Source organism: Mesorhizobium sp. M0983 (assembly GCF_040318975.1).
In the GTDB taxonomy this organism is placed as follows: Bacteria; Pseudomonadota; Alphaproteobacteria; order Rhizobiales; family Rhizobiaceae; genus Mesorhizobium.
Genome location: NZ_JAMYNH010000007.1, coordinates 262151 through 286095, shown reverse-complemented (window position 1 = coordinate 286095; position 23945 = coordinate 262151). Strand labels below are relative to the sequence as shown.

The 23945-nt window shown below is 61.5% G+C and carries 20 protein-coding genes and 1 pseudogene; 16 read left to right on the top strand and 5 right to left on the bottom strand.

Features of this window, described 5'->3' with window-relative positions; translation table 11 throughout:
• Nucleotides 1–6 precede the first annotated feature (6 nt).
• Entirely contained in the window at nt 7–1038 is a 1032-nt protein-coding gene (locus tag NKH71_RS16090) for a hydroxyacid dehydrogenase (RefSeq protein ID WP_352483965.1), read from the bottom strand.
• Between the two features lie 177 nt (nt 1039–1215).
• Here NKH71_RS16090 and NKH71_RS16085 point away from each other — a divergent pair, with 177 nt between their 5' ends.
• The gene (locus NKH71_RS16085) at nt 1216–2652 is read left to right on the top strand and encodes an aldehyde dehydrogenase family protein (RefSeq protein ID WP_352591647.1); all 1437 of its coding nucleotides are present in this window, start codon (nt 1216–1218) and stop codon (nt 2650–2652) included.
• A 46-nt stretch (nt 2653–2698) separates the two neighbouring features.
• Nucleotides 2699–3280 (top strand): DUF1349 domain-containing protein, encoded by a 582-nt coding sequence (locus NKH71_RS16080; protein WP_352790657.1) that lies wholly within the window; start codon nt 2699–2701, stop codon nt 3278–3280.
• Between the two features lie 40 nt (nt 3281–3320).
• On the opposite strand, the gene NKH71_RS16075 is transcribed toward NKH71_RS16080, so the two are convergent.
• Nucleotides 3321–4073 carry an SDR family NAD(P)-dependent oxidoreductase gene (locus tag NKH71_RS16075; RefSeq protein WP_352483967.1) on the bottom strand — a complete coding sequence of 251 codons (753 nt, stop codon included), beginning with the start codon at nt 4071–4073 and terminating at the stop codon, nt 3321–3323.
• A 330-nt stretch (nt 4074–4403) separates the two neighbouring features.
• Between NKH71_RS16075 and NKH71_RS16070 the strand changes: the two genes are divergently transcribed.
• A complete protein-coding gene (locus NKH71_RS16070; RefSeq protein WP_352790656.1) occupies nt 4404–5675 on the top strand; it encodes an O-antigen ligase family protein in 1272 nt (423 codons plus the stop codon).
• Nucleotides 5676–5799: 124 nt separating this feature from the next.
• Here NKH71_RS16070 and NKH71_RS16065 read toward each other — a convergent pair whose 3' ends face one another.
• Together NKH71_RS16065 and NKH71_RS16060 are read right to left on the bottom strand one after the other, a co-directional pair.
• The gene (locus tag NKH71_RS16065; RefSeq protein ID WP_084642532.1) at nt 5800–7023 is read right to left on the bottom strand and encodes a polysaccharide biosynthesis/export family protein; all 1224 of its coding nucleotides are present in this window, start codon (nt 7021–7023) and stop codon (nt 5800–5802) included.
• Nucleotides 7024–7216: 193 nt separating this feature from the next.
• Nucleotides 7217–7894 (bottom strand): sugar transferase, encoded by a 678-nt coding sequence (locus NKH71_RS16060; RefSeq protein ID WP_292659405.1) that lies wholly within the window; start codon nt 7892–7894, stop codon nt 7217–7219.
• 548 nt (nt 7895–8442) lie between these two features.
• Here NKH71_RS16060 and NKH71_RS16055 point away from each other — a divergent pair.
• From NKH71_RS16055 to NKH71_RS16020, 8 genes are all read left to right on the top strand, one after another.
• Nucleotides 8443–8772: an exopolysaccharide production repressor protein gene (locus NKH71_RS16055; protein ID WP_352895156.1), complete on the top strand. Its 330-nt coding sequence runs from the start codon at nt 8443–8445 to the stop codon at nt 8770–8772.
• Nucleotides 8773–9170: 398 nt separating this feature from the next.
• Nucleotides 9171–10193, top strand: coding sequence for a glycosyltransferase family 2 protein (locus NKH71_RS16050; protein WP_352790652.1), 1023 nt, complete (start codon nt 9171–9173; stop codon nt 10191–10193).
• 256 nt (nt 10194–10449) lie between these two features.
• Nucleotides 10450–10851 (top strand): hypothetical protein, encoded by a 402-nt coding sequence (locus tag NKH71_RS16045; protein ID WP_023717989.1) that lies wholly within the window; start codon nt 10450–10452, stop codon nt 10849–10851.
• 136 nt (nt 10852–10987) lie between these two features.
• Nucleotides 10988–11854, top strand: coding sequence for an endo-1,3-1,4-beta-glycanase ExoK (exoK, locus tag NKH71_RS16040; RefSeq protein ID WP_352483971.1), 867 nt, complete (start codon nt 10988–10990; stop codon nt 11852–11854).
• A gap of 85 nt (nt 11855–11939) precedes the next feature.
• The gene (locus tag NKH71_RS16035) at nt 11940–13271 is read left to right on the top strand and encodes a UDP-glucose dehydrogenase family protein (protein WP_352790650.1); all 1332 of its coding nucleotides are present in this window, start codon (nt 11940–11942) and stop codon (nt 13269–13271) included.
• A 31-nt stretch (nt 13272–13302) separates the two neighbouring features.
• Nucleotides 13303–14382 carry a glycosyltransferase gene (locus tag NKH71_RS16030; protein ID WP_352790648.1) on the top strand — a complete coding sequence of 360 codons (1080 nt, stop codon included), beginning with the start codon at nt 13303–13305 and terminating at the stop codon, nt 14380–14382.
• A 187-nt stretch (nt 14383–14569) separates the two neighbouring features.
• On the top strand, nt 14570–15739 hold the full coding sequence (locus NKH71_RS16025; RefSeq protein WP_352790646.1) for a glycosyltransferase: 1170 nt from the start codon (nt 14570–14572) through the stop codon (nt 15737–15739).
• A complete protein-coding gene (locus tag NKH71_RS16020; RefSeq protein ID WP_352790644.1) occupies nt 15736–17199 on the top strand; it encodes a lipopolysaccharide biosynthesis protein in 1464 nt (487 codons plus the stop codon). Before NKH71_RS16025 ends, NKH71_RS16020 begins: the two co-directional genes overlap by 4 nt.
• Before the next feature lie 222 nt (nt 17200–17421).
• Here the strand turns inward: NKH71_RS16020 and NKH71_RS16015 are convergent.
• Nucleotides 17422–18474, bottom strand: a pseudogene (locus NKH71_RS16015) (polysaccharide pyruvyl transferase family protein); the annotation flags it as partial.
• Nucleotides 18475–18766: 292 nt separating this feature from the next.
• Here NKH71_RS16015 and NKH71_RS16010 point away from each other — a divergent pair.
• The 5 genes from NKH71_RS16010 (at nt 18767) to galU (ending at nt 23809) form a co-directional block, all read left to right on the top strand.
• Nucleotides 18767–19939, top strand: coding sequence for a glycosyltransferase family protein (locus NKH71_RS16010; protein ID WP_352790643.1), 1173 nt, complete (start codon nt 18767–18769; stop codon nt 19937–19939).
• Nucleotides 19940–19950: 11 nt separating this feature from the next.
• Nucleotides 19951–20946 carry a glycosyltransferase family 2 protein gene (locus NKH71_RS16005; RefSeq protein ID WP_352895155.1) on the top strand — a complete coding sequence of 332 codons (996 nt, stop codon included), beginning with the start codon at nt 19951–19953 and terminating at the stop codon, nt 20944–20946.
• Complete coding sequence (locus tag NKH71_RS16000; RefSeq protein ID WP_352790639.1) at nt 20946–21896, top strand: glycosyltransferase family 2 protein; 951 nt, start codon at nt 20946–20948, stop codon at nt 21894–21896. Before NKH71_RS16005 ends, NKH71_RS16000 begins: the two co-directional genes overlap by 1 nt.
• Nucleotides 21886–22836, top strand: coding sequence for a glycosyltransferase family 2 protein (locus NKH71_RS15995; RefSeq protein ID WP_352790637.1), 951 nt, complete (start codon nt 21886–21888; stop codon nt 22834–22836). Before NKH71_RS16000 ends, NKH71_RS15995 begins: the two co-directional genes overlap by 11 nt.
• Nucleotides 22837–22912: 76 nt before the next feature.
• Nucleotides 22913–23809 carry a UTP--glucose-1-phosphate uridylyltransferase GalU gene (gene galU, locus NKH71_RS15990; RefSeq protein WP_352790635.1) on the top strand — a complete coding sequence of 299 codons (897 nt, stop codon included), beginning with the start codon at nt 22913–22915 and terminating at the stop codon, nt 23807–23809.
• The last annotated feature ends 136 nt before the right edge of the window (nt 23810–23945 follow it).

The window sequence follows — 23945 nt, the reverse complement described above, 5'->3', positions numbered from 1 at the left end:
GACGGCTTAATTCTTGTCGACCGGCTTTGAGCGCATTCGCGAAACGGTCTCACGCTCGGCCCGCTTCGAACGCATCGGCGGCAGGCCGCGGTCGACCAGGTCCATGTCTTCCAGCACCATGTCGCCCATCCGCTTGAAAGCGATGTCGAGTGCGCCGGCCCGGTGGGCGGAGCGCAGGAACCCCGGCAATGTGCGGACCGGGTGATCTTGGGCCAGCGGCTCCTCAGGAAAAACATCACTGGCGGCGACGATGTGGCCGCTGCGGACAGCATCCATCAGTGCCGGAAAATCGACCACGCCAGCCCGGCTGAGTAGGATGAAAGCGGATCCCTCGCGCATCCTGGCAAAGGCTTCGGCGCCGAGGAAACCCTGGTTTTCGCTGGTCACCGAAGTGACGACGAAGACGAAATCGCTGCTCGACAGGACTTCATCGAGCGAGGCCGGCTCAACGCCGTTCTCGATCAGGATCGACGGCGGCAGCCACGGGTCGAAGACTTTTGTCCGCGTGCGAAAACCCGTCAAAAGCCGGTTGAGCGCGCGGCCGAGATCGCCGAAGCCGATGATGCCGACATCCGCGCCGGAAAGAAGCCGCGCCGTCCGGTTGCCGTCGCCGCCCCACAATTCCTTGCCTTGACGAAAAGCGAGGTCGGCATCGACGATGTCGCGGGCAAGGTTGAGCGCCATGGCAAGGCCGAGCTCGGCCACCGGTTCGGCAAAGACCAGCCCAGTGGTGACGACATGGATGCCGCGCGAAAACAGCGTCTCATATGGCATGTTGTTGATGAGGTTGCTCTCGACATTGAAGATGCAGCGCAGCGCCTTCATTTTTTCCAGTGTCTCTGGCGCGATCGGCGGCTGGCCGACAATGTAGCGCGCCTCGCCAAGGATATCGGCCGGCAGCGCCGCGACACCTTCGGGCGATGTTTCGACGATGCGGTATTTCGACCGAAATTTCGTCAGCGCAGCCGGCGTGAAGATCAGGTCGAGCGTGCGTGGATGGGGTGCGCTGATCACCAGCGGCAACGCGTTGTCGGACATGATACTTTTCCTCCCGTGCGATCCACGACGCACCATACTGGAATCATCTTTTCCAGCCCGACCCCTATCACATGCCTGTCGAGGAGGAGAAGTTTGCCCGCCTTTCGGCCTTGCGGTGTGGCGGTCGGTGGTCCAGATAGACGGCGATCGAAGGACGACAAGGAAGACAGCGACATGATCCCGTTTCGAAAGAACCTCATCGATGGCGAGTGGGTGGGCGATGCCGGCTCCCGCAATATCAACCCGTCCAATCTCGACGACGTGGTCGGCGAATATGCATCGGGAGGCGCCGAGCACGCCCGGCAGGCCATCGCGGCGGCGAAGGCGGCATTTCCGGCATGGTCCCGATCGGGCCTGCTGGCACGCCACGCGGTGCTGAGGAAGGCGTCGGACGAGATCACCGCGCGGAAAGATGAAATCGGCCGGGCCTTGGCGCGCGAGGAAGGCAAGACGCTGGTCGAGGGCATTGGCGAGACTGTGCGGGCTGCCCAGATATTCGACTTCTTCGCCGGCGAGACGCTACGCCTGTCGGGCGAGCTGGTGCCAAGCGTGCGGCCCGGCGTCGGCGTCGAGATCACCCGCGAAGCGGTCGGCGTCGTCGGCATCATCACGCCGTGGAATTTCCCGATCGCCATTCCGGCCTGGAAAATCGCTCCGGCGCTGGCCTACGGCAACACTATCGTCTTCAAGCCGGCGGAACTCGTTCCGGAGAGCGCCTGGACAATTGTCGACATCCTGCACCGCGCCGGACTGCCCAACGGCGTGCTCAACCTGGTGATGGGCAAAGGTTCGGTGGTCGGCCAGGCCATGCTCGACAGCCCTGATCTCAACGCCATCACCTTCACCGGCTCGGTCGGCACCGGCAAGCGCGTGGCCGCCGCCAGCGTCGAGCACATGCGCAAGTTCCAGCTCGAAATGGGCGGCAAGAACCCGCTTGTCGTGCTCGATGATGCCGACCTTGCCGTCGCCGTCGACTGCGCGGTCAACGGCGCCTACTTCTCGACCGGCCAGCGCTGCACGGCGTCGTCCCGCCTGGTGGTGACGGACGGCATCCATGACCGCTTCGTCGAGGCGATGAAAGATCGCCTGGGCAAGCTGGTCATCGGCGACGCTCTCGATGCCAAGACCCAGATCGGGCCGGTGGTCGACCAGAGCCAGCTCAAACAGGACGAGGACTATATCGCCATCGGACGTCAGGAAGGTGCCGATCTCGCTTTCGGCGGTGAGCGGCTCGATCGCGAAACCCGCGGCTTCTATTTGCAACCGGCGCTGTTCACCGAAACCACCAACGCCATGCGCATTTCCCGTGAGGAGATTTTCGGACCTGTCGCTAACGTCATCCGCGTCAAGAATTATGATGAGGCGCTGGCGGTGGCCAACGACACGCCGTTCGGGCTGACGTCCGGCATCTGCACCTCGAGCCTCAAGCATGCCACGCATTTCAAGCGCAATTCGGAAGCCGGCATGGTCATGGTCAACCTGCCGACGGCGGGCGTCGACTTCCACGTGCCCTTCGGCGGGCGCAAGGGGTCGAGCTATGGCCCACGCGAGCAGGGCCGCTACGCCGCGGAGTTCTACACGACCGTGAAGACCGCCTATACATTCGCTGGCTGATCACGGCGGCACTCATCCGGGACCAGCCAGGCAGGCGAGCAAATCGATGGCATCTGAAAATACGGACCTGACCTGGCTCAATCCGCCGCCGCACCACGAGTTCGGCGACAATACGGTGCATGTGCGGACCGGCAAGGAGACCGACTTCTGGCGAGAGACGTTCTACGGCTTCTGGCGTGACAATGGCCATTTCCTCTATCGTGAGGTCGAGGGCGATTTCAGCGCCGAAGTCACGGCCAAGGGGCACTATGAGGTGCTTTACGACCAAGCCGGGCTTATGGTCCGCCTGAGCGAGACCCATTGGATCAAGGCCGGCATCGAATACACCGACGGGCTGATGTATTTTTCCGTCGTCGTCACCAACGATGCCTCCGACTGGTCGCTGGCCAATATTCCGGCCAACCCGGACGGCGTCAGGATCCGCTTGACGCGTCATGCCGAGACGATCCGTGTCCAGTATCTGGACGCGACCGACAAACATTGGAAGCCGGTGCGGCTTGCCTATTTCCCGCCGTCGAAAACGGTCGATGTCGGCATGATGTGCTGCTCGCCGCAGCGCGAGGGCTTCGAGGTCACATTCAGCGACTTTTCGATCGGCCCGCCGATCTCGCGGCAGCTTCACGACTGAGGCGCCGCGATCCGGTCGGGCGGTTTGCGTCCGGCCGGCCTCAGTAGGTCGCCCGGCCGCCGGAGACGTCGAAGACGGCCGCCGTCGTGAACGAGCATTCCTCGGACGCGATCCAGCAAATCAGCGCCGCCACCTCCTCGACCTCGCCGAACCGCGCCATTGGTATTTTGGACAGCATGAAGTCGATGTGCTGCTGGCTCATCTGCTGGAAGATCGCGGTGCGCACGGCCGCCGGCGTGACGCAGTTCACCGTTACCCTGGTCTTGGCCAGTTCCTTGCCAAGCGATTTGGTCATGCCGATCACCGCGGCCTTGGAGGTGCTGTAGGCCGAGGCGTTCGGGTTTCCTTCCTTGCCGGCAATCGAGGCGATGTTGACGATCCTGCCGTAATTGCGTTCGAGCATATGCGGGACCAGCGCTTTGTTGCAGAAGAAGACGCCGTTGATGTTGATGTCGATGACCCGGCGCCAATCCTCTACGGAATACTCCCAGGTCGTCATGTTCGGTCCGGTGATGGCAGCGCTGGTGACAAGGACATCGACTGCGCCAATCGCTTCGATCGTCTCTCGGGCGGCGGCTTCGACCGCTATGGGGTCGGCGACGTCTAAGGTGACGCTGTGCAGGCCTGGAACAATGGCCTTGGCCTGCTCGATCTGGGCGGCATCGCGATCCCAGACCGAAACACGCCCGCCTTCCTTAGTGATCCTTTGCGCGACGGCAAGGCCGATGCCTGAGGCGCCGCCGGTGATAACAGCAGATCGTCCGGCAAATCGTCCCGCGAAACTCATCGGCATGTGGTCTTCCTCCCAATCGGCGGCGAATGTGAAGTCAACGGCGGACAAGTTCAAGCGCGGACTTGCAGCCTCCGAACAGCTTCGTGATGGGCCAGCACCAGGCAATTGAACGGCACTGCCTCCTGGCCAAATCGTCTCGTCCGGCATGGGAGAACTGCAGGAACGACTTCGCCCAGTTTGTCATCCAGGTGACATGCAGCGCCGGATGCGCTATATTGCACTGCACAATGCGAGCGCCTGCAGGCGAGGCTCCCATCGATCCAATGAATCGACCCATGAGCGGCCCATGAAATCGGCATTGAGCTGCAAGGGCGGAAAACCGATACCGAGATGAAGATTCCAAAATCTCTGTTGATCGATCCGGACAAGAACACGGTCTATGGCAGCTTTGCCGTTGCCGTCTCGATCTGGGCGTTCTCCTACTCGACCATTTTCGGCCAGGCCATGATCCTGGCCTATTATGCAGTCTGGCTGCCGCTCATCCTGGTCGACTACCGGAAAATATTAAGGCACGCTTCCAGCGCCTGGCTTCCGCTGGCGTTTGCAGCCTATGTCTGCTTCTCGGTGTTCTGGTCGGCAGCTCCCGGCACCACGGCAAGGACGGCCGTGCAATATTGTTCCCATATCGCATGCGCCTACATTGCCGCGCGCACGGTCAGCGTCCGGACCTTGACCATAGGCGCCCTAATAGGGATTTTCGTCGTCCTGCTCTACTCGCTCAAGGTCGCGAGTTATTCCTACGACGTTCTCGACGGGACATACAATTTCGTCGGCGCTTTCAGCTCCAAGAACCAGATCGGCTTTGTCGCATCGCTTGGCATCTATTTCTGCGTTGTCTACCTGGCCTTTCTCAGGCGCGGCCGCATAGGTTTTTTGTTGATTGTACCAATCGTCCTTCTGTCGGGCTATCTGCTGGTCGTGTCGCATTCGGCCACTTCGATGGCATCGACCCCGGCGGTTCTCGCCCTGGTCGCGCTGCTTTCCATGGGCAAGCTGCTTTCGCTCCGCCATCGCCGGGTTATTTTCGTGATCGGTGCAGGCGGGCTGGTCGCCTGCACCGTGATTGCGCTGAATCTCGGGCTAATGGACTTTGTCCTTGGCCTCTTCGGCAAGGATTCGACGCTCACCGGACGAACCTACCTCTGGCAGCAGGGCTGGAATGCCGCGCAGCAATCGCCCATCCTCGGCGTCGGCTACGCGGCGTATTGGGTGCAGGGCTTCTCCGAGGCCGAGCGGCTGTGGAATGAATTCTACATCGCCGCCCGAAGCGGCTTCCACTTCCACAACACCTACATCGAGACCTTGGTGGAACTCGGCTTCGTCGGAGCGACACTGCTGTCGCTGATCATCCTGCGCACGCTCTGGGGGCACGTCTCGGCGCTGATATTCAGGACATGGCAAGCCGAGTCTGTGATTCTCGCAGGCGTCATGGTGCTTTTGTTCATCCGCTCCTTCGTCGAGGTCGAGACCCTCAATCCCTACATCATGGGATCGTTCCTGCTGTATTACAGCTACTTCAAGCTGGTGAAGGTGCCGTCCGTCGCCCGTTCCCGGTGGAGCGCCGCGAACCATCTCGAGGAACCGGACGCCGTGCGAGGCTAGAGCGGGCCGATCCGGGCTGTTCGTCGCCCAAAGGCCGCCTTGTTTTCTGATCCATAAAATACGAAGCCCAAAACCCCGCAGGCCGCCGCCTGCGAGGTGGGTGCTTCGCTCCGGTGGAAAGAAGCTACTGGATGGCCAGGGGCGCCGGTTTGACCTTGATCACGTCCCCGGGCAGCACCGGCGTGTCTTCGTCGGCGGTGATTTCGCTGGTCTTGCCGTCGACCACCCGCACCAGGGAAAACGACATGGCGGCTGGTTCGTTGTTGCCATAGAATTGCGGCATGGGGTTGCCCGACAGGGCTTCGGTCATCAAGCCTTTTTCCATATTCAGCTTCAGCGTCGCTTCGTTGAGGTCGGCTTCCGTCTGTTGCCGGTCGGTCGCGAGGGTGGAGTTCTGGGTGTTCTCCAGATCGATAGCGTCCTGAGTGGCCTTGCTGATCGACTGCTTGGCCGTGAGAATCGCCGTTTCGTAATCCAGTATCTGGCCTTCGAGGTCGGCGATGGTTTGCTGGGAATTCAAAACCCGGGTGTTGACGACCAGGCCTTTTTGCGCCAGCGAGCCGATACCGTTGAGCTGCTCCTTCGCCAGATCGACCTGCTTCTGCTGGTTGACGATCTTTTTCTGCAGCGAATCGATCTCGCTCTGCAGCAGCGCCTTCAAGTCGTCGAGCGCCTGCAAGCGTAGGTTGAGTTTCTTCTGGTCGGCCGCCAGGATCGCCGTCTCATCGGCAACGATGCTGGGCAGCTTCGGATCGTCGGCCACTTCTTTCGGCACTTCGAATGACGGTTTGTTCGCCAGTTCCGCTTCGATGCGGGCGCGCTTGACGATCAGCCTGACCTGTTGGTCTTGAAGTACGTCGAAATTGCCCTTGGCATTGATCAGGTCGCGGTCGTAGCGCTGCCCGCTCTCCGAGTTCCGCCGCGTTCCGCCGGCAATGCTCATCGCTTTCAGCACCGTCAGCCCAGGCACGCAAGGATACTGTCCGGGCGATTGCACCTCGCCAGAAATATAGAACGGCCGGTACTGCGCCATTTCGACGGAGGCCTCGGGCTTGTCAGCCAGGGCGAGCTTACGCTGTAGCGCCTCGCCGAGCGATGCCGCGATCTCCGAGGTCGTCTTGCCGGATGCGGGCATCTCGCCGACGAACGGCACCGACAAGGTTCCTGCCGGCCCGACCGTGTATTCTCCATTGATGGCCGACCAGTCACGGAACGTGCCTTCGACGGTCTGCCATTCCGCTACGCGGATGGTTAGCTTGTCTTGTGCTCCAAGCCGATAGTCATCGGCGAAGGCAAACTGCGGCAGGGCCAGCGACAGGCCGGTCGCCAGCGTGAGGCAAGTCGTCAAAAGTCGTACTCGCCGCATGCGTCTGGAGAGAATGCCGGTGCAAAAGATATCGATTATATCTGCTTTCAACTGAGCGTTTCCGATCTGGTTTGCCCCGCCCGATGCCTGAGTCCCGATGCCTGAGTCCCGGGGCCTGAGTTCCGAGCTCGAATTCTGGACAGTCGCTCCTCGATGCACGGCCAGCAAGCGGCCGTCAGTAGCAGCCTCGCGACATCCAGACCGCAGGTACGGTCTTGATGATGATGCGAATGTCTTCGAACATCGACCAGTTCTCGACATAGTGTCGATCGAACGCGACGCGGCTGTCGTAGGAAACATCGTTGCGTCCGCTAACCTGCCAGAGCCCGGTCAGGCCGGGGCGCGATTTCAGGTAATAGACGGCCGAATTGCCATAGATCTCCAACTCATCGCGTACCACGGGACGAGGCCCAACCAGGCTCATATCCCCCTGCAGGATGTTGATGATCTGCGGCAACTCATCGAGGCTGAGCTTCCTCAGCACCGCTCCGACGCGCGTGATCCGCGGGTCGTTCTTCAACTTGCGGGTCGCTATCCATTCGGCGTTGGCCTCCGGATTCGCGGCGAGATAGGCAGCAAGCACCCGCTCGCCGTCTGGAACCATAGTGCGGAACTTGAGGCACGGAAAAATCCGTCCTCCGCGGCCGATCCGGCTATGACCATAGAAAATCGGCCCGCCATCGGAAAACCTGACAAGCAGCGCTATCATCACGAACAGCGGGCTGAGAGCGATCAGGCCGATCAGCGAACCGGCAATATCGAAGCTGCGTTTGAGCAGGCCGCCGATCGGCGGCGGAAAATCGACGCCGGCCTGCGAAAAATCCGCGTCGGCCGGCTTGGCTACGTCCCTCATGCGTAAACTCCATACGTTGAACGGATGGTTTAGCGCACGATACCAAAAAAATGCTGCAGCGCAACACACAATTTCCCAGCCGGCTGTAATAGTCGCGTCATGAACTGACTAAATAATGAACTCGTCCTGCACAAAATTTTGCCTTTATGTCGCAAAGGCGACAGATTATGGGCAATTTTGGAAAATCTAGTCCAATTTTGGGGCTGATTTTGGGCGAATCGCTCTTTATACCCGGTTGTGGAGCTTTGCCGTCACTTAGAAGTTCAAAATATCGACTGATGTTATGATAAGATACTGGTCAATATTATAAATCTTACTGGAGCGAGTCGATATCCGTCAATCAGTGGTGATGCCGACGTGTGCATTGCACCATGGCAGAGGCGATCCTGAGGATTCGCTTAAAATTATTCCGTAGCTGCCCTTGCCGCCTATTGCTCGCCTCAATAGAGTTGCAAATTGTTTCTGTCGGAGTATGGACAGATTGGGCAAGGCCGGAAGCAACCGGCCAGAAGCGGGCAACCTAAACAAGCTCGCAGAGTTTAAGGGAGGTGCTCGGGGTGGGCTTGTCGACATTTTTTCCCGAGCCGGTTGATGGGCTATCGGGTATGTCACTGCCAAAGTTCATTATCGGAATGTGTTTTGCGCTGGCGATCGTGGTCGTCTGGTCCTATTTGGGCGGCGCCTCGCTCGGCACGACGCTTTTTCGCGTCATCGGCTGCGCCATAGTCATCCAACTCGGTTATTTTCTGCTGGTCTTTGCCATGGTCGCAAGAAATGCCCCGACCTCGGCCGACAAAATTCGCGACGCAGAACGAAAGCTGAGTTCGAACGAAGCGGCCGAAGGCGAGAAATTAAGCGCCAGGAGAGGCCTTCACTGATTTCGGGCGTTGGCCTCCAGCAACACGCCGCAAGTCGGCATCCCGTTTCTTCAATTCCTCGATGCTCCCGGCCTCCACCAAGCGGCCGCTCTCCATCGCCACGACCTACTCGGCAGTGACTGGTTGGCCAACTGAGCGCGCCAGTGGCTTGATCCGGGCCGTGCAGGAGCGGCTCTGCCAAGCGGCGCCTTTCGGGAGCTATCCCGATTGCGGCTCGCCGCCTGCCCAGCCGCGTCATGACACCCAGCCAAATGAAAAACTGGACGGCGCCGATGATTTTGGCGATGCTTGCTTCGCACTTGCAGCATAGGCATTTGGGCCGATGCATGTCAGACGGGCGGTGAGGCATTGAGCGGGGAGGGCGAGGAAATCCGCAACGATTTCTGCAATCGAGAGGCATGTCCATGACATCATCCCAAGTCTGCGTGATCATCGCTGCCCGTAACGCGGCGCGGACAATCCCGGCTGCCATTGCATCGGCATTGCGCGAGCCGGAGGTTGCGGAAGTCGTCGTCGTCGACGACGCGTCCACCGACGATACCGCGAAAGTCGCCCATGCAGCCGACGACGGCACGGGCCGCCTTTCCGTCATCCGCTTCGACGTCAATCGCGGCCCCTCCTTTGCCCGCAACGCCGCGATAGCCGGTTCCAGGTCGCCGTTCATCAGCATCCTGGACGCTGATGATTTCTTTTTCGAAGGCAGGTTTCACAGACTGTTCGCCAGCACCGATTGGGATTTCGCGGCAGACAACATCATGCTTGTCAGGGATGACGCGGCAACCGACGTCTCGAAAATCGTCGCTCCACCGTTTTCGCCCGAGCCGGAATTCCTCGATTTCGAGGGTTTCATCGACGCCAACATCTCCAGGCGCCGTGTGCAACGAGGGGAACTGGGCTTCCTCAAACCCGTGATCAGCCGCGCCTTCCTCGATCGGCATGGGCTGCGCTACGACGAGAAGCTGCGCCTTGGCGAAGACTATGAACTCTATGCGCGCGCGGTTGCGCATGGCGCGCGCTTCAAGGTCATCAAATCCTGTGGCTACGGCGCGATCGTGCGCGCCGATTCGCTGAGCGGACGGCACAACACCCAGGATCTGAGGCATCTGGCCGATGCCGACCTGGCACTGCTTGCGATCGACAGTTTGCCGGAGGCATCGAAGGCTGCGCTGAGAAGGCACGAGCGGCACATTCGCGACAAATACCGGTTGCGGAAGTTCTTAGACGTGAAGACTGAGCGCGGGCTGGCGCCGGCTGTGGCCTATGCCTTGGCCGGCTCGTCCAACCTCACGGCCGTCGTCCGCGGCGTTGCCTCCGACAAGCTGGATGCGCTGTTTCGCCGCGCTGGCTTCGCCGCGAAGCGTCAGCATGTGCCGCCGCTGCGCTTCCTCATGGCCGGAACCAGCACAGCCGGCGAAAGCTAGGCTCGTCAACGTGGCGATCGCCTTACCTCGGTCGGCTCGCACCATTTCGACGCGATTTATGAGTTTACGATCTAGGTGGTTGCCTATGCGCGCGGGGAATGGCAATCTATGTTGCGGTGCAACAATTTTGGACGGCCAACCGAACTGGCCCGAGACATCCCCTGTCAGAGGAGCTGGACGATGCGAGAAATGTCTTTTGAACGTGGTCGGGCGCCAAGGCCGGTCATCGTCTCGACGATGATGGGGCGCTGACTGCATGGCCTCGATCTTTCGCTTCCGATCGAGAGATCCGGCGCGCGACACACAGACCGACACCGCGCGACTCGATCGCTTGGCGAAGCTGCTGGACCAGATCGCGGCCGAGGTCGAGGCGGAGAAGAACGGACTTGAGAACCGCTACAGGACAACGGCCACCAATGCCGCCTTCCTGGTCGAGGCCATGGAAAACGGGGCGGTCTCCTCCCGCAGGTCTTCCGAAGTTGGCGAACTGACTAGGTCGATCCTGAATTGCGAGCGGCGCATCGCTGCGCTCTCGCGCCAGAAGCAGATGATGAAGGATCTCCGTCATTCGCTGGATGAAATCTTCGAGGAGGATCGGCAGAACGGCCCAGACATAAGGACCGATTTTGTGAAACCCGCCGGTCCCGGCACAGGTTGAGCGAATATCCCGGAGTCGGCGCAATGGTTTTGGGCACGCTACACGGAGCCTAGGAGCGACAGAGGTCAAGATTAGCTTGTTTCGTCACGGTTCGAACGATCGCTTTGGGGGCGCACAGCACAAAGGTGAGTTTGATATGAACGCAGATCCTAAAAGCACGTCCACCCCGGCAACCGGCGGCACCCCGTTCACGCGCCCGATCCCAGGCAAGCTGCGGCGGCTCCGTTCAGACGGCGCGTTTCTGCTGATCGTTCTCGGCAGCCTGGTTGCGGGCCTGGTGCCCGTCCGCGCCCAGGATCTCCCAACCGCGCCGTCCTTTGTCGATGATTTCACCAGCCTCAGTCGCGCGCGCTGGTACATTTCCGACGGCTGGACGAACGGCAAGCATCAGAACTGCACCTGGTCCAAAAGCCTGATCGGCCTTTCCGACGGCATGCTGACGCTCGGTTTCGAGAAGCGCAAGCTGAAGGATCGCGAATTCGCCTGCGCCGAGATCCAGACCAAGCAGCGCTTCGGCTACGGCACCTACGAGGCGCGGATGAAGACCGACACGGGCTCCGGCGTCAACGCGGCATTCTTCAGCTTCGTCGGCGATGCCGACAAGCAGCCGCATGATGAAATCGACTTCGAGGTGCTGACCAAGGACACGTCCAAGGTCCAGGTCAACGCCTACATAGCCGGCAAGGGCAAGAACGAGAAGCTGGTCGACGTCGCCGGGGGCACCGACAAGGCCTTCAACGACTACGCCTTCGTCTGGGAAAAGGACCGGCTGCGCTGGTACGTCAACGGCAAGCTTGTCCACGAGATCACCGATCCGGCGAAGCTGCCCACCCATTCGCAAAGAATCTATTTCAGCCTGTGGGGCAGCGATACGATGAAGGGCTGGATGGGGCCGTTCTCGGATCCGGGCCGCAAGCTCGCCATGCAAGTGGACCGCGTTGCATTCACCGCACTCGGCCAGCCCTGCCAATTCCCGGAATCGCTGGCATGCAAAACGAACTAGAAGCGCATCTGAACCCGCCGGGCCGAAGGTGGTCCGAGCCCGAAGCTCGAACAGGCCCCGAAGCCTTGAACAGGAATGAAACCGAATGAATTTGACTGTCTTTGGAATCGGCTATGTCGGTCTTGTACAGGCGGCGGTGCTTGCCGAAGTCGGCCATCAGGTGGTCTGCGTCGACATCGATGCAAAAAAGGTCGAGCGGCTCAACCAGGGTCATGTCCCGATTTTCGAGCCTGGGCTCGAAAACATGGTCAAGGAGAACCATGCCGCCGGCCGCATCAAGTTCACCACCGACGCCGCCGCGGCGATCAAGCATGGCCATATCCAGATGATCGCGGTCGGCACGCCTCCGGGCGAGGATGGTTCGGCAGACCTGAAATATGTGCTGGCCGTCGCCGAGGCCATCGGCCGTGAGATGGATGCGCCCAAGATCGTCGTCGGCAAGTCGACCGTGCCGGTCGGTACCTGCGAAAGGATAAAGGCCAGGATCGCCGAGACGCTGAAGGCGCGCGGGCGCGAGGATCTGGCTTTCGACGTCGCCTCCAATCCGGAATTCCTCAAGGAAGGGTCCGCCGTGAGCGACTGCATGAAGCCCGACCGCATCATCGTCGGCACCAGCAACGAGGACACCGAGGCGGTGATGCGCGAGCTCTACGCGCCGTTCAACCGCAACCACGAAAAGATGATCGTGATGGACGTGCGCAGTGCCGAGTTCACTAAATACGCGGCCAATTGCATGCTGGCGACCAAGATCAGCTTCATGAACGAAATGGCCAACCTGGCCGAGCAACTGGGCGCCGACATCGAGGAGGTCCGCAAGGGCATCGGCAGCGACCCGCGGATCGGCTACCACTTCATCTATCCGGGCCTCGGCTATGGCGGCTCGTGCTTCCCGAAGGATGTGCGCGCCCTGATCAAGACCGCCGAAGCCATCAAGTTCGACGCCAAGCTGCTGCGTGCCGTCGAGGAGCGCAACAACCAGCAGAAGTCGGTCCTGTTCGAGAAGGTGGACCGCTATTTCAAGGGCAATCTCAAGGGCAAGACCTTTGCGCTGTGGGGCCTGGCCTTCAAGCCCAATACCGACGACATGCGCGAAGCCCCGGCCCGCACGCTGATGGAGGCGCTCTGGGCCGCCGGTGCCAATGTGCAAGCCTACGATCCCGAAGCGATGCAGGAATGCCAGGCAATCTACGGGTTGCGCGACGACCTGCAATTGTGCGGCACCAAGGAGGCCGCCGTGCGAGGCGCCGACGCGCTCTTGATCGTGACCGAGTGGAAGAGCTTCAGTGCGCCGTCCTTCGATGCATTGAAGGACGCGCTGACCACGCCCGTCATCTTCGACGGACGCAACCTCTACGACCCCAAGGTCATCGCCCGCTACGGCATCGAATACCACAGCATCGGCAGAATGGCGGCGTGACGATAAGGCGGTCCAGCAAGGAGCCAGGTCCATGAAAGTTCTGTTTGCAGGCGGCAACGGCTACACGCCGCAGTTCAGCGGTGGCGTTCAGTCGAGCACGCACCATCTGGTCGAGCAGCTGCGCGAGCACGGTCATGACGCCTCGGTCCTGGCGGCACTGTTCGGTGATGGCATGTTTGGCTTCAAGGCGCGCGCCAAGATGAAGCTGCTTCGCCAGCGTGCGGTCATCGACAGCTATCCCGGCTATCCGGTCGTGCGGGCGTGGTTTCCCTGGGAGGCGGCGCGCTTCGCGGTCGAACGGCTCGATCCCGATGTCGCCGTCGTGCAGTGCCACAAATCGGTGCCGATCGGAAAAGCGCTGCAGGCGCTCGGCGTGCCGCTGGTGGTCTATCTGCGGAACGTCGAATTCCACGAACTGGCCGGCGACCTGCGCGAACTGCATTCGGCGCTTTATATCGCCAATTCCGAATTCACCGCGCGCACCTATAAGGAAAAGTTCGGCATCGACTCGACCGTGATTCCGCCGACCATCAATCCCAGGCTCTACAGCACCCCGACGACCGGCGAATTCGTCACGCTGATCAACCCTTACAATGAAAAAGGGTTCGAACTCGCCGTGCGCATCGCCGGCCAATGCCCCGAAATCCCGTTTCTGTTCGTCGAAAGCTGGAAGCTCGACGACGACCACCGGGCGCAGATCGAACGGACCATCGCGCCGCTGCGCAACGTCAGGCTGGAAGGCCGTACCACCGACATGAAGACCGTCTATGGCCGCACCAAGATCCTGCTGGCGCCCAGCAAATGGGAAGAGGCCTGGGGGCGCGTGGCATCCGAGGCCCATTGCAGCGGCATTCCGGTCGTCGGGTCCCGCCGCGGCGGCCTGCCGGAAGCGATCGGCGCCGGCGGCGTTGTACTTGACTATGACGCACCGCTCGACGACTGGGTCGCCGCAGTCAGGCGGCTATGGAGCGACAAGGCCGAGTACGACCGGCTGTCGGCGGCGGCGCAGCTGTTTTCGGAGCGGCCGCAAATGAATCCAGACATTCAGTTCGCGACCTTCCTCGGCGTTCTCGACAACGCCAGGCAAGGCGCGCTGGAGCATGCCGCCTGATGCATTTCGTCCAAAACCATGCACGTTCCCCAAAAGCCGGCTCTCGCGCCTGACCGGGGTGGGAGCTGCTTTGGGACAACGGCACGCACAACACCAGACGCTTGGGGCGCCTCGCACGGCGGCGACGGGCTTCAGCCCTCATCCGCGCGAGCAGATCGCCGACCGGCCTCGAAAGATCGTCCATTCGATGAAGATTTGCTTCGTAGTTGATAAGTTCCCCTGTTTGTCGGAGACCTTCGTCCTCGACCAGATAGAAGGGTGCCTCGAGCGCGGCATGCAAGTCGGCGTCGTCTGCAACGAGACGTCGTTCGGCAAGGACAGCAACATCGACGATCGCCGCTGGCAGGCGCTGCCTGGCAAGGTCGTCTGCTGGTGGGGCGGACTGGGGCGCTTTCGCCCGATGCTCAGGAGATGGTCGGGCAGGTTCTGGGATAAGCTCTCGACCGCTATCGACATCGCCTTTGCGCGCAAATTGCAGAACGCCGATGTGATCGTCGCGCATTTCGGCAATAACGGCATGCGCGTTGCCCGCGCCATGAAACGAGGCCGGATTTCCGCTCCTTTGGTAACCATATTCCACGGCCGCGATGTCGGCGAACCGCTGCATGACGACACGCTCACGCGCTACAAGGTTGTTTTCGAAAAGGGCGTTCTCCAGCTGCCGGTGAACGCGTTTTTCCGCGACGCCCTGATCGGCGTCGGCGCGCCTGCCGCGCAAGTCATGGTTCACCATATGGGCGTGCGGCCGGGCGAGATCAGCTATCATTGGCGTTCCTGGGACCGGGACACGCTGTCCTTCATCTCGGTCTGCCGGCTGACCGAAAAGAAGGGCATCGAATTCGCCCTGCGCGCCCTCGCCGGCCTTCCGCGGCGCGACTGGGTCTATACGGTGATTGGCGGCGGCGAATTGCTGGAAGAGTTGAAGAAGCTCGCCGCAAATCTCGGCGTTGCCGACAGGGTGACTTTCCTCGGGCCGCGCCCGCACGCCGAGGTCAAGCAGCGCCTGCGCGACGCCCACGTATTCCTGCTGCCCAGCGTTGCTGCACAGGACGGCGATCTCGAGGGTATTCCGGTGGCGCTGATGGAAGCTATGGCCGCCGGGCTGATTGTTGTCAGCACCTATCACTCGGGCATCCCCGAGTTGATCGAGGATCAGGAGACAGGCTTCCTCGCACCGGAGCGAGACGTTGCGGCGTTGGCCCGCAAGCTTGTCTGGGTGGCCGAGAACCCGGACAAATGCGAGCGCATCGCACGTGCGGCGCGCCGCAAGATCGAGCAGGATTTCAACGCGGACCTGCTCAACGAACGTTTTGCGCAGATCGTTGCTCAACTGGCCGAAGCCAGGCGCCCGGCATGAACGCCAACCCGCCCCCCCAGTTCGGTCGCGTCGCTCTGCGCGGCGGCGTGGTGACGATCGGCGCGCAAGGCTTCAAGATGGCGATCCAGTTTCTCTCGGTCATCGTGCTTGCGCGTCTGCTGGTCCCCGAGGATTTTGGTCTCGTGGCTTCCGTCGGGCCGATCGTGGCCTTTGTCGGATTGCTTCAAAACCTAGGCCTGCAGCAGGCTGTGGTCCAGCGCAAGGACATCAGCACCGAACAGCTCAACCAGGTATTCTGGATCAGCGCGCTGGTTGGGCTGGGCAGTGCCGTGGTGGTGGCATGCCTGGCGCCCGCCATCGCCGCCTTCTACGGCGATCAACGCATGGTCGGGATCACCATCGGCTCTGCCTTGCCGCTGCTTCTTGGCAGCCTCGCCGCGGTGCCGCTGGCGCTGATGAACCGTCATTTGCGCTTTGGCCAGCTCGCGCTGAACGATGTGATAACCGCCGCTGCCGGACTTGCGACTACCGCAATCGCCGCCTATGCGGGACTGGGCTACTGGTCGCTGGTCATCGGCCCGGCGGTTTCGGCTGTTGTCGCGCTGGCCGCGGCATGGCAGGTGGCGCGCTGGACGCCGTCGCGGCCGGACCTGAAGGTCGATACCGACATATTGTCCTTCGGCGCCAATCTGACCGGCTTCAATCTGGCCAACTTCTTCTCGCGCAATCTCGACAACATCCTGATCGGAAAATATTCGGGCGCGATCGAACTCGGCTACTATGACCGCGCCTATAAGCTCCTGCTGTTTCCGCTGCAGAACATCAACCAGCCGCTGACACGCGTGATGGTGCCGCTGCTGAGCCGCATCCATGAGGACAAGGCGCGGTTTCGCAACATCTATGTGCGGACCAATTGGATGCTGGCGGCCATCACCATGCCCGGCATCGCGGCGCTGACGCTGACGTCGGACCAGGTCGTCGGGCTTCTCTTCGGCGAGCGCTGGACAGCGGTGGCGCCGATCTTCGCCTGGCTGGGCATCGCCAGCCTGATCCAGTCCGTCTCAAGCACCACCGGATGGATCTTCATCTGCCAGGGCAAGACCAAGACCATGTTCCACTGGGGCATCTACTCGTCGCTGACGACGGTCGCCGCCTTCATCATCGGCCTGCACTGGGGCGCCGTCGGTGTCGCCGCGGCCTACGCGATCAGCGGCTATATGCTGCGCGTCCCGGTGCTTGCCGTTCTTGTCCATCGGGTCGGTCCGGTGACCGCAGCCGACTTCCTGATCATGCAGGGGCTTTTCATCATGTCGTCGCTGCTTGCCTGGTCCGTCTACCGGGAGTTGCCCGTATCGCTGACCGGCCAGTCAGACCTGCTCGCGGTGGTCCTGGCGGTTGCCCTCAATTATTCGATCGGCCTGATCCTCATGCTTGCCCTTCGCCAGTCGCGCAGTGCGTTGTTCACCACGCTTTCCAGCGCCATGCGCAACGCCCGCTAGGCAGGCAATAACCGGCCTCAAAAGCTCACCTGCCGACATCGCCGACGCATGCTCCTCAAGCACTGCCTGAAGGCTCGTCCTGCGATAGAGGTCGAGATTGGCGGTAAGTCTGCCGAGCTTCTCGCTCGCTTCCTCGGGCGTCACCGTGTCGATGTCGAGCAGCAGGTCGGCGACGCCGATCCGCTTGGCGAGTTCCTTGGTCTTGAATTCATAGGCGATCGGCAGCACCGGCGTGCCGACGCAGAGCGACATGATCATCATGTGCATGCGCGTCGCGACGACGAAGTCGAAGCCTTTCACCAGGGCCATCAGTTGCTCCGGCGTGTGGAACGAAGCGTCCACGCTCACATGCTTGGCGATCTCCGGATCGAGTTCGGCAACGATCGCCCGCGCCGTCTTGGAATCGTCATGGGCGTATTCCGGCACGCCCTGGCAGGTAGAGACGAAGGTCACCTGCTTGGCGTGGTCCCTGACCAGGATGGTCGCAATCTCGCGGATCGAGTCGATGTAGCGGCGCATACCGCCCTCGCCGTCGCTGACATAGTTCCAGTGACGGACGGAAATGGCGACGCGGCCGGTGACAGTCGCCGACTGGCCGGAGGCCAGAAAACTTCCGATCCTGTCGGTATCGGCCAGCGCAAAGACGGCGTCGGCCACGACGTGGCATTTGCCGGGGTCTTTCACCATGTCCACAATGTGGCCTCTCGAACGTTCATCGCGCAGCAGGATGAGCGGGCTCCGGTCGAAGATCGGGCTCAACTCCTGGCGATTGTAACTTTTGTTGAACGGGCCGAGCGATTGCGTGAAGAAGACCGGGTCCTTGCCCAGAATCGCGTCGATCCGGAATTGATTGAGGCGCCGTTCCAGATTGTAGGTCTCGACGAGATAGGTTCCGCCTGTCGTGACCACGAGGTCGGCGTCTTTGTAGATCTCGAGACCACGGCGATTGCTTGAGCTGAACAAACGCCCGAGAACGCCGCGGATGCCGAACCGCCGCAGGGCATTGAGTACGAGCCGATTGTAGATCGGCTTGATCAGGTTCTTCAGCCCACTGCCGTATTTGTAGCGGAACAGCGATTCCGACAGCAGCTTGTGGAATTCGAGATCCGGATACTCCTTCTTCGTGTAGAGCCTCGCCGCCACCTCCGGCTGGCTGTCGAAGACGTAGAACTGGATATCGTCCTGCACGATCGTCTTGAAAACATGGCGAATCGCCAGGAGAATCGCTGCATCCCCGGTATTCAGGCAGACGGTGTTTTCAACCGCGATCTTCATGGAATGACCTCATTTCGTGAGTAGTCCCGCGGTTCGATCGACGGATGCCGAGGTGCGGGTTGGCCGAAAATGCTGCACGCCAAGGATGGTCCTCGCGTCGTGATTATTGGCGCGCAGCCCAATGGCAGGGCCAACGCGCGGTCCATGCGGCCCAAGCAGAGTGAGATTAACCCATCGATTTTGCAGTGCAACAAAAAATGTGGATCTTTGCTACGCTGCAACCAAAAATGTTGCGATGCAGCAAGAGCTGTACTAGCATTGTCGCGGGCGGGCCAACAGCGGTCGAGTTTTCATGCTGCATGTCTTGTACTTAGTACACGACGTCTCCGACCCGGCAGTGCGCCGGCGGATCATAATGCTCAAGGCAGGCGGCGCCCAGGTTACGCTGGCGGGCTTTCGTCGAACGGCAAGCGCGGTTGCTGATGTCGAGGGCTTGCAGCCGATCGATCTCGGCCCGACGCGTGATGGCCGATTCGGCCAGCGTCTGGCGGCGATCATGAAGGCGGTGGTCTCGACCGGCTCCAAGCTAGGTTCAATGCAACGGCCCGACCTCATTATCGCGCGCAATTTGGAAATGCTGGCGCTTGCCCGGCGCGCCAGATCGGCTTTCCAGGCAACTGTGCCGATCGTCTACGAGTGCCTGGACATCCATCGCCTGTTGCTTCGCGACGATCCGCTGGGCTGGGCGATGCGCGGTGCGGAACGCTTCCTGGCCAGGGATGTGAAGCTTCTGGTGACCAGCTCGCCGGCCTTCATCGCCAACTATTTCAAGCCGTTCGGACAGATTGCGGCGCCGGTCGAGTTGCTCGAAAACAAATATTTCGAGCCAGCCGCGGCTTCCCTGGATGACCGCATGACGGCGGAGAATCCCGTTGCGCCGCCTTGGCGGATCGGCTGGTTCGGTGCGCTCCGCTGCCGCCGTTCCCTGGAGCTTCTGGCCGAATTTACGCGCCGCCTCGACGGCCGCTTCGAAATCGTCCTCAGGGGCCGCCCGGCGCTGTCTGAATTTCCCGATTTCCACGGTTTCGTCGAATCCGAACCCTGGCTCTCGTTTGGCGGGCCCTACCGCAATCCGGAGGATATGGCGGCGATCTACCGCGAGGTTCACTTTTCCTGGGCCATCGACTTTTTTGAGCAAGGCCTGAATTCCGAATGGCTGCTGCCCAACCGTCTCTATGAGGGCTGCCGCTTCGGAGCCGTGCCGATCTCGATGGGCAACACCGAGACCGGCCGGTTTCTCGACCGGCAAGGCATCGGCGTTCTTTTGCCAGAAGCCACGCCCGAGGCGCTCGAAGCTGCCCTCGGCACCATGGAGCAGCATCGGTTCGAGACATTGAGGGCACGTGTTCTCGCCCGCAATCCGCGCACCTGGAGCCACGACCGCGCCGATTGCCGGGCGCTCGTCGAAAAACTCCGCGGCCTTACTGCGGCTCCCGGTCGATATGCTGCCGAAGCATTGGCGTAGAAGGACTGCCGATGACGCAAACCGAAACGCTCCCATCCTGCATGATCATCGTTCCGTGCCTGAACGAGGCGGCCCACATCGGCGCGTTGCTTCGAGAGCTTCGCCCTGCGGCCGAGAGGGTGGGCGCCGTGATCATCGTTGCCGATGGCGGCAGCACGGACAACACCAGGACGATCGTCGCAGATATCGCCGTAAGAGATCCGCGGGTGATCCTGCTCCACAATGAAAAGCGCTTGCAGAGCGCGGCGATCAATCTCGCCGTTGCCAGGTTCGGGGAGGGCGTCGACTATCTCATTCGCATCGACGCGCATGGCGGCTATCCCGCCGACTATTGCGACCGGCTGGTCGAAGAAGCGCAGGCCACCGGGGCGGATTCGGTCGTCGTCTCGATGCTGACCAGTGGCAGCGGCATGGTGCAGAAGGCGGCGGCCGCGGCCCAGAATTCCAGGCTCGGCACCGGCGGCTCCAAGCATCGGCACCTTTCGGCGGGGGAATGGGTCGATCATGGCCACCATGCGCTGATCCGGATATCGGCCTTCACCGCGGTCGGTGGCTATGACGAGACGTTCAGCCACAATGAGGATGCCGAACTCGACTATCGGCTCCGTCAGGCCGGTTACCGGATCTGGATGACCGGTAAGACACAAATGGTCTACTACCCGCGCTCCTCGCTGAAGGGCCTCTATTTTCAGTATCTCGGCTATGGCCGCGGCCGGGCGAAGAACGTTCTCAAGCACCGCATGATCCCGAAGATCCGGCAGATGGTGCCGCTTCTGGTGTTTCCCGTGGTTCTTCTCGCCGCCTTTTCCTTCGTCCACTGGCTGGCGGCCGTGCCGCTTTTGCTATGGGTCTCGGTCTGCCTTGGCTACGGCTTCTGGACCGCGGTCAGTCAGCGCAAACCCGACATTGCGCTTGCCGGGGTCTCGGCAATGGTCATGCATTTCGGCTGGTCGGTCGGCTTCTGGCTGCAGCTGCTAGCACCGCGACCGCAGCGCGGGGTAGCGTGATGGACCCGGTCAAGAAAAATCGAAGCATCGATATTTGCGTCTGCACATTTCGCCGGCCGGAGCTTGTCGACACGCTCCGCTCCGTAGGAGCCATGGATATGCCCGCGGGATTCGATGTCGGTGTCATCATCGCGGACAACGACGATACGCCGACGGCCGAAACGCTGGTCGCCAAGCTAGCGGGGGAGTTGAAGCTGCCGGTGACCTACCGGCACGCCCCGGCCCGCAACATTTCGATCGCGCGCAACGCTTGCCTCGATGCCAGTGCGGCGGATTTCGTCGCCTTTATCGACGACGACGAGACGGCCACCGCTGGCTGGCTTGCCGCACTGGTGGCGGCGGTGGAAGCAACTGGTGCTGCGGCCGTGCTCGGGCCGGTGCAAGCCCGTTACCTGCCGGATGCGCCCGACTGGATGCGCAAAGGCGATTTCCACTCGACCTCGCCGGTCTGGGTGCGCGGCGAGATCCGCACCGGCTACACCTGCAACGTCCTGCTCAGAATTGGCGCTGAGAGCCTGCGCGGCCGGCGCTTCAGCCTGGCACGTGGCCAGACCGGCGGCGAAGATACGGAATTCTTCGACCAGATGGTCAAGGCCGGCGGCAGTATCGCCTTTTCGCCAGAGGCTTGGGTCGATGAAGTGGTGCCGCCTGCCAGGGCGGCATTCGACTGGCTCGGCCGCCGCCGGTTCCGCGTCGGGCAGACGCATGGTCACCTCCTGGGGCGCAACGCGCGCGGCCTTTCCCGGCTCAAGCAGGTCGGCATTGCCGCGGCAAAGGCCGGCTATAGTTTCCTGTCGGCAATTCCGGTCGCCATCGACCCCGTCCGACGGAACCGCAGCGTCCTTCGCGGCATTATGCATGTCGGCGTCGTCAGCGGCCTCGTCGGGGTTCGTGAAATCCGCCAATACGGCCTGTCTTCGCCGCAGCAAGGGGGCAAGCGTGCAGCCTGACGTGAGCTTCGTGATTGCCGCCTACAATGCCGAGGCGACGATCGATCGGGCGATTGCCAGCGCCGTCGCCCAGCGCAATGTCAGCGTCGAGGTCATCGTCGTCGACGACAAGTCGCGCGACCGGACGCTCGACCTGGCGAGATCCTACCCCGAAGATATCGTACGCGTTGTCGCGCTTGAGCAAAATCGTGGCCCCGGCGGCGCCAGGAACGCCGGCCTTGAGCTTGCCCGCGGCAGGTGGGTCGCGGTTCTCGATTCGGACGACGCGGTCTATCCCGGGCGAATCTGCACCATGATCGAACGCGCGGAGAAAGCGGGCGCCGAGATCGCGGTCGATAATCTGCAGGTCGTTCGCGAAGATGGCGTTGCCGAAGAGACGATGTTCCCGGCCGACTATCTGGAAGGCCTCGGTGAAATCTCGCTGGCGGATTTCATCGGCGGCAATGTCCTCTTCGAATCGAGGTTCAATCTCGGCTACGTCAAGCCGATCTTCCAGCGCCGGTTCCTGAACGAGAACGGGCTTCGTTACGATGAAAGCCTGATCATTGGCGAAGACTATATCCTCCTGGCCAGTGCGCTGGCCAAAGGCGGCAAATGCGTGGTCGAGCCGACCACGGGCTATATTTACCACATTCGCACCGGTTCCATCTCCCGGGTGCTCGAACTTCATCACGTCGAGGCGATGCGCCGGGCCGATGCCACCTTCGCCGCGACCCATTCCATGGATGCTGCGGCCGCGGCGGCGTTCGCCAGGCGCGCTCGCAGCCTGCGGCGGGCGGCATCATTCCTGTCGCTGGTTCAGCACATCAAGGCGCGGTCCCCGCTCAAGGCGATATGGACGGCGCTCAGCGATCCGGCGGCGGTTCGGCATATGAGCATGCCGATCGCCGTCCGGCTGCGAAGGGTAGCGGCACAGTTTGCCGTGGTGGCGGGGAGGTAAAGGGCTGCAGGCGAATGAAGACAAATTTCGCCGCCTGCGACAGGGTTGAAATCGATCTCCTCAGAAGGAACATGCAATGAAAAAAGTCAGGAAGGCAGTCATACCGGTGGCGGGGCTTGGAACGCGGTTCCTGCCGGCGACCAAATCCGTGCCGAAGGAAATGCTGCCGGTGGTCGACAAGCCTGTGGTGCAATATGCGGTGGACGAGGCATTCGAGGCCGGCATCGAGCACATAGTCTTCGTCACCGGCCGCAACAAGGCGGTGATCGAGGACTATTTCGATCTGCATCCTGAACTGATCGGAACCCTGGAGCAGAGCGGCAAGAAGGCGCAGCTCGAATCGCTCGAGAGCCTGCTTCCCGTCGCCGGCGCGACGAGCTTCATCCGTCAGCAGTCGCCGCAAGGCCTCGGCCACGCCGTCTGGTGCGCGCGAGAGGTCATCGGCGACGAACCTTTCGCGTTGCTGTTGCCGGATATGGTGTCCTTTGGCGGGCGAGGGTGTCTTGCCGAAGTCGCCGATCTTTATGCGCAGACTGGCGCAAACGTTATCGCCGTCGAGCGTTGCGATCCGACCGAGACCAGCAAATACGGCATTGTCGGGCGCGGCGCGGATGTCGGCACCGGCTTCGAGGTGACGGCCATGGTCGAAAAGCCGGCACCGGCCAACGCGCCGTCGAACTTCTACATCAACGGCCGCTACATCCTGCAGCCCGAGATATTCTCGCTGCTGGGCAGCCAGCAACGCGGCGCCGGCAACGAGATCCAACTGACCGACGCAATGGTGCGTCTCGCACAGACGCAGGCCTTCTTCGCCCAGCCTTTCAACGGCCGCATGTTCGACTGCGGTTCGAAGGAGGGCTTCATCCAGGCCAATGTCGCTTTCGCGCTGGCGCGTGAGGACATGAAGGGTCCGATCTTCGAGATGCTGCAGGAATTCGTCCGGTCGCATCAGCGTCGGGAAGAAGCCGCATAATGTCCATTTTTTCGAGGCATTGTGGGTGCGGCTGATGACGCAGGACAGGCCGTTGCGCCGCGCGTAACGCGCACTGTCCGGCGCAAGGTTTGCACCCTATGTGCCGATCTTCGAGGCGGTAGCGCCTGCAAACTAG

What these genes read in the sequence shown, in the direction of transcription:
- NKH71_RS16090 (WP_352483965.1), bottom strand. Translation starts at nt 1,038, where the DNA reads ATGTCCGACAACGCGTTGCCGCTGGTGATCAGCGCACCCCATCCACGC.
- NKH71_RS16080 (WP_352790657.1), top strand. Translation starts at nt 2,699, where the DNA reads ATGGCATCTGAAAATACGGACCTGACCTGGCTCAATCCGCCGCCGCAC.
- NKH71_RS16075 (WP_352483967.1), bottom strand. Translation starts at nt 4,073, where the DNA reads ATGCCGATGAGTTTCGCGGGACGATTTGCCGGACGATCTGCTGTTATC.
- NKH71_RS16070 (WP_352790656.1), top strand. Translation starts at nt 4,404, where the DNA reads ATGAAGATTCCAAAATCTCTGTTGATCGATCCGGACAAGAACACGGTC.
- NKH71_RS16060 (WP_292659405.1), bottom strand. Translation starts at nt 7,894, where the DNA reads ATGAGGGACGTAGCCAAGCCGGCCGACGCGGATTTTTCGCAGGCCGGC.
- NKH71_RS16050 (WP_352790652.1), top strand. Translation starts at nt 9,171, where the DNA reads ATGTCCATGACATCATCCCAAGTCTGCGTGATCATCGCTGCCCGTAAC.
- NKH71_RS16045 (WP_023717989.1), top strand. Translation starts at nt 10,450, where the DNA reads ATGGCCTCGATCTTTCGCTTCCGATCGAGAGATCCGGCGCGCGACACA.
- exoK (WP_352483971.1), top strand. Translation starts at nt 10,988, where the DNA reads ATGAACGCAGATCCTAAAAGCACGTCCACCCCGGCAACCGGCGGCACC.
- NKH71_RS16035 (WP_352790650.1), top strand. Translation starts at nt 11,940, where the DNA reads ATGAATTTGACTGTCTTTGGAATCGGCTATGTCGGTCTTGTACAGGCG.
- NKH71_RS16030 (WP_352790648.1), top strand. Translation starts at nt 13,303, where the DNA reads ATGAAAGTTCTGTTTGCAGGCGGCAACGGCTACACGCCGCAGTTCAGC.
- NKH71_RS16025 (WP_352790646.1), top strand. Translation starts at nt 14,570, where the DNA reads ATGAAGATTTGCTTCGTAGTTGATAAGTTCCCCTGTTTGTCGGAGACC.
- NKH71_RS16020 (WP_352790644.1), top strand. Translation starts at nt 15,736, where the DNA reads ATGAACGCCAACCCGCCCCCCCAGTTCGGTCGCGTCGCTCTGCGCGGC.
- NKH71_RS16010 (WP_352790643.1), top strand. Translation starts at nt 18,767, where the DNA reads ATGCTGCATGTCTTGTACTTAGTACACGACGTCTCCGACCCGGCAGTG.
- NKH71_RS16005 (WP_352895155.1), top strand. Translation starts at nt 19,951, where the DNA reads ATGACGCAAACCGAAACGCTCCCATCCTGCATGATCATCGTTCCGTGC.
- NKH71_RS16000 (WP_352790639.1), top strand. Translation starts at nt 20,946, where the DNA reads ATGGACCCGGTCAAGAAAAATCGAAGCATCGATATTTGCGTCTGCACA.
- galU (WP_352790635.1), top strand. Translation starts at nt 22,913, where the DNA reads ATGAAAAAAGTCAGGAAGGCAGTCATACCGGTGGCGGGGCTTGGAACG.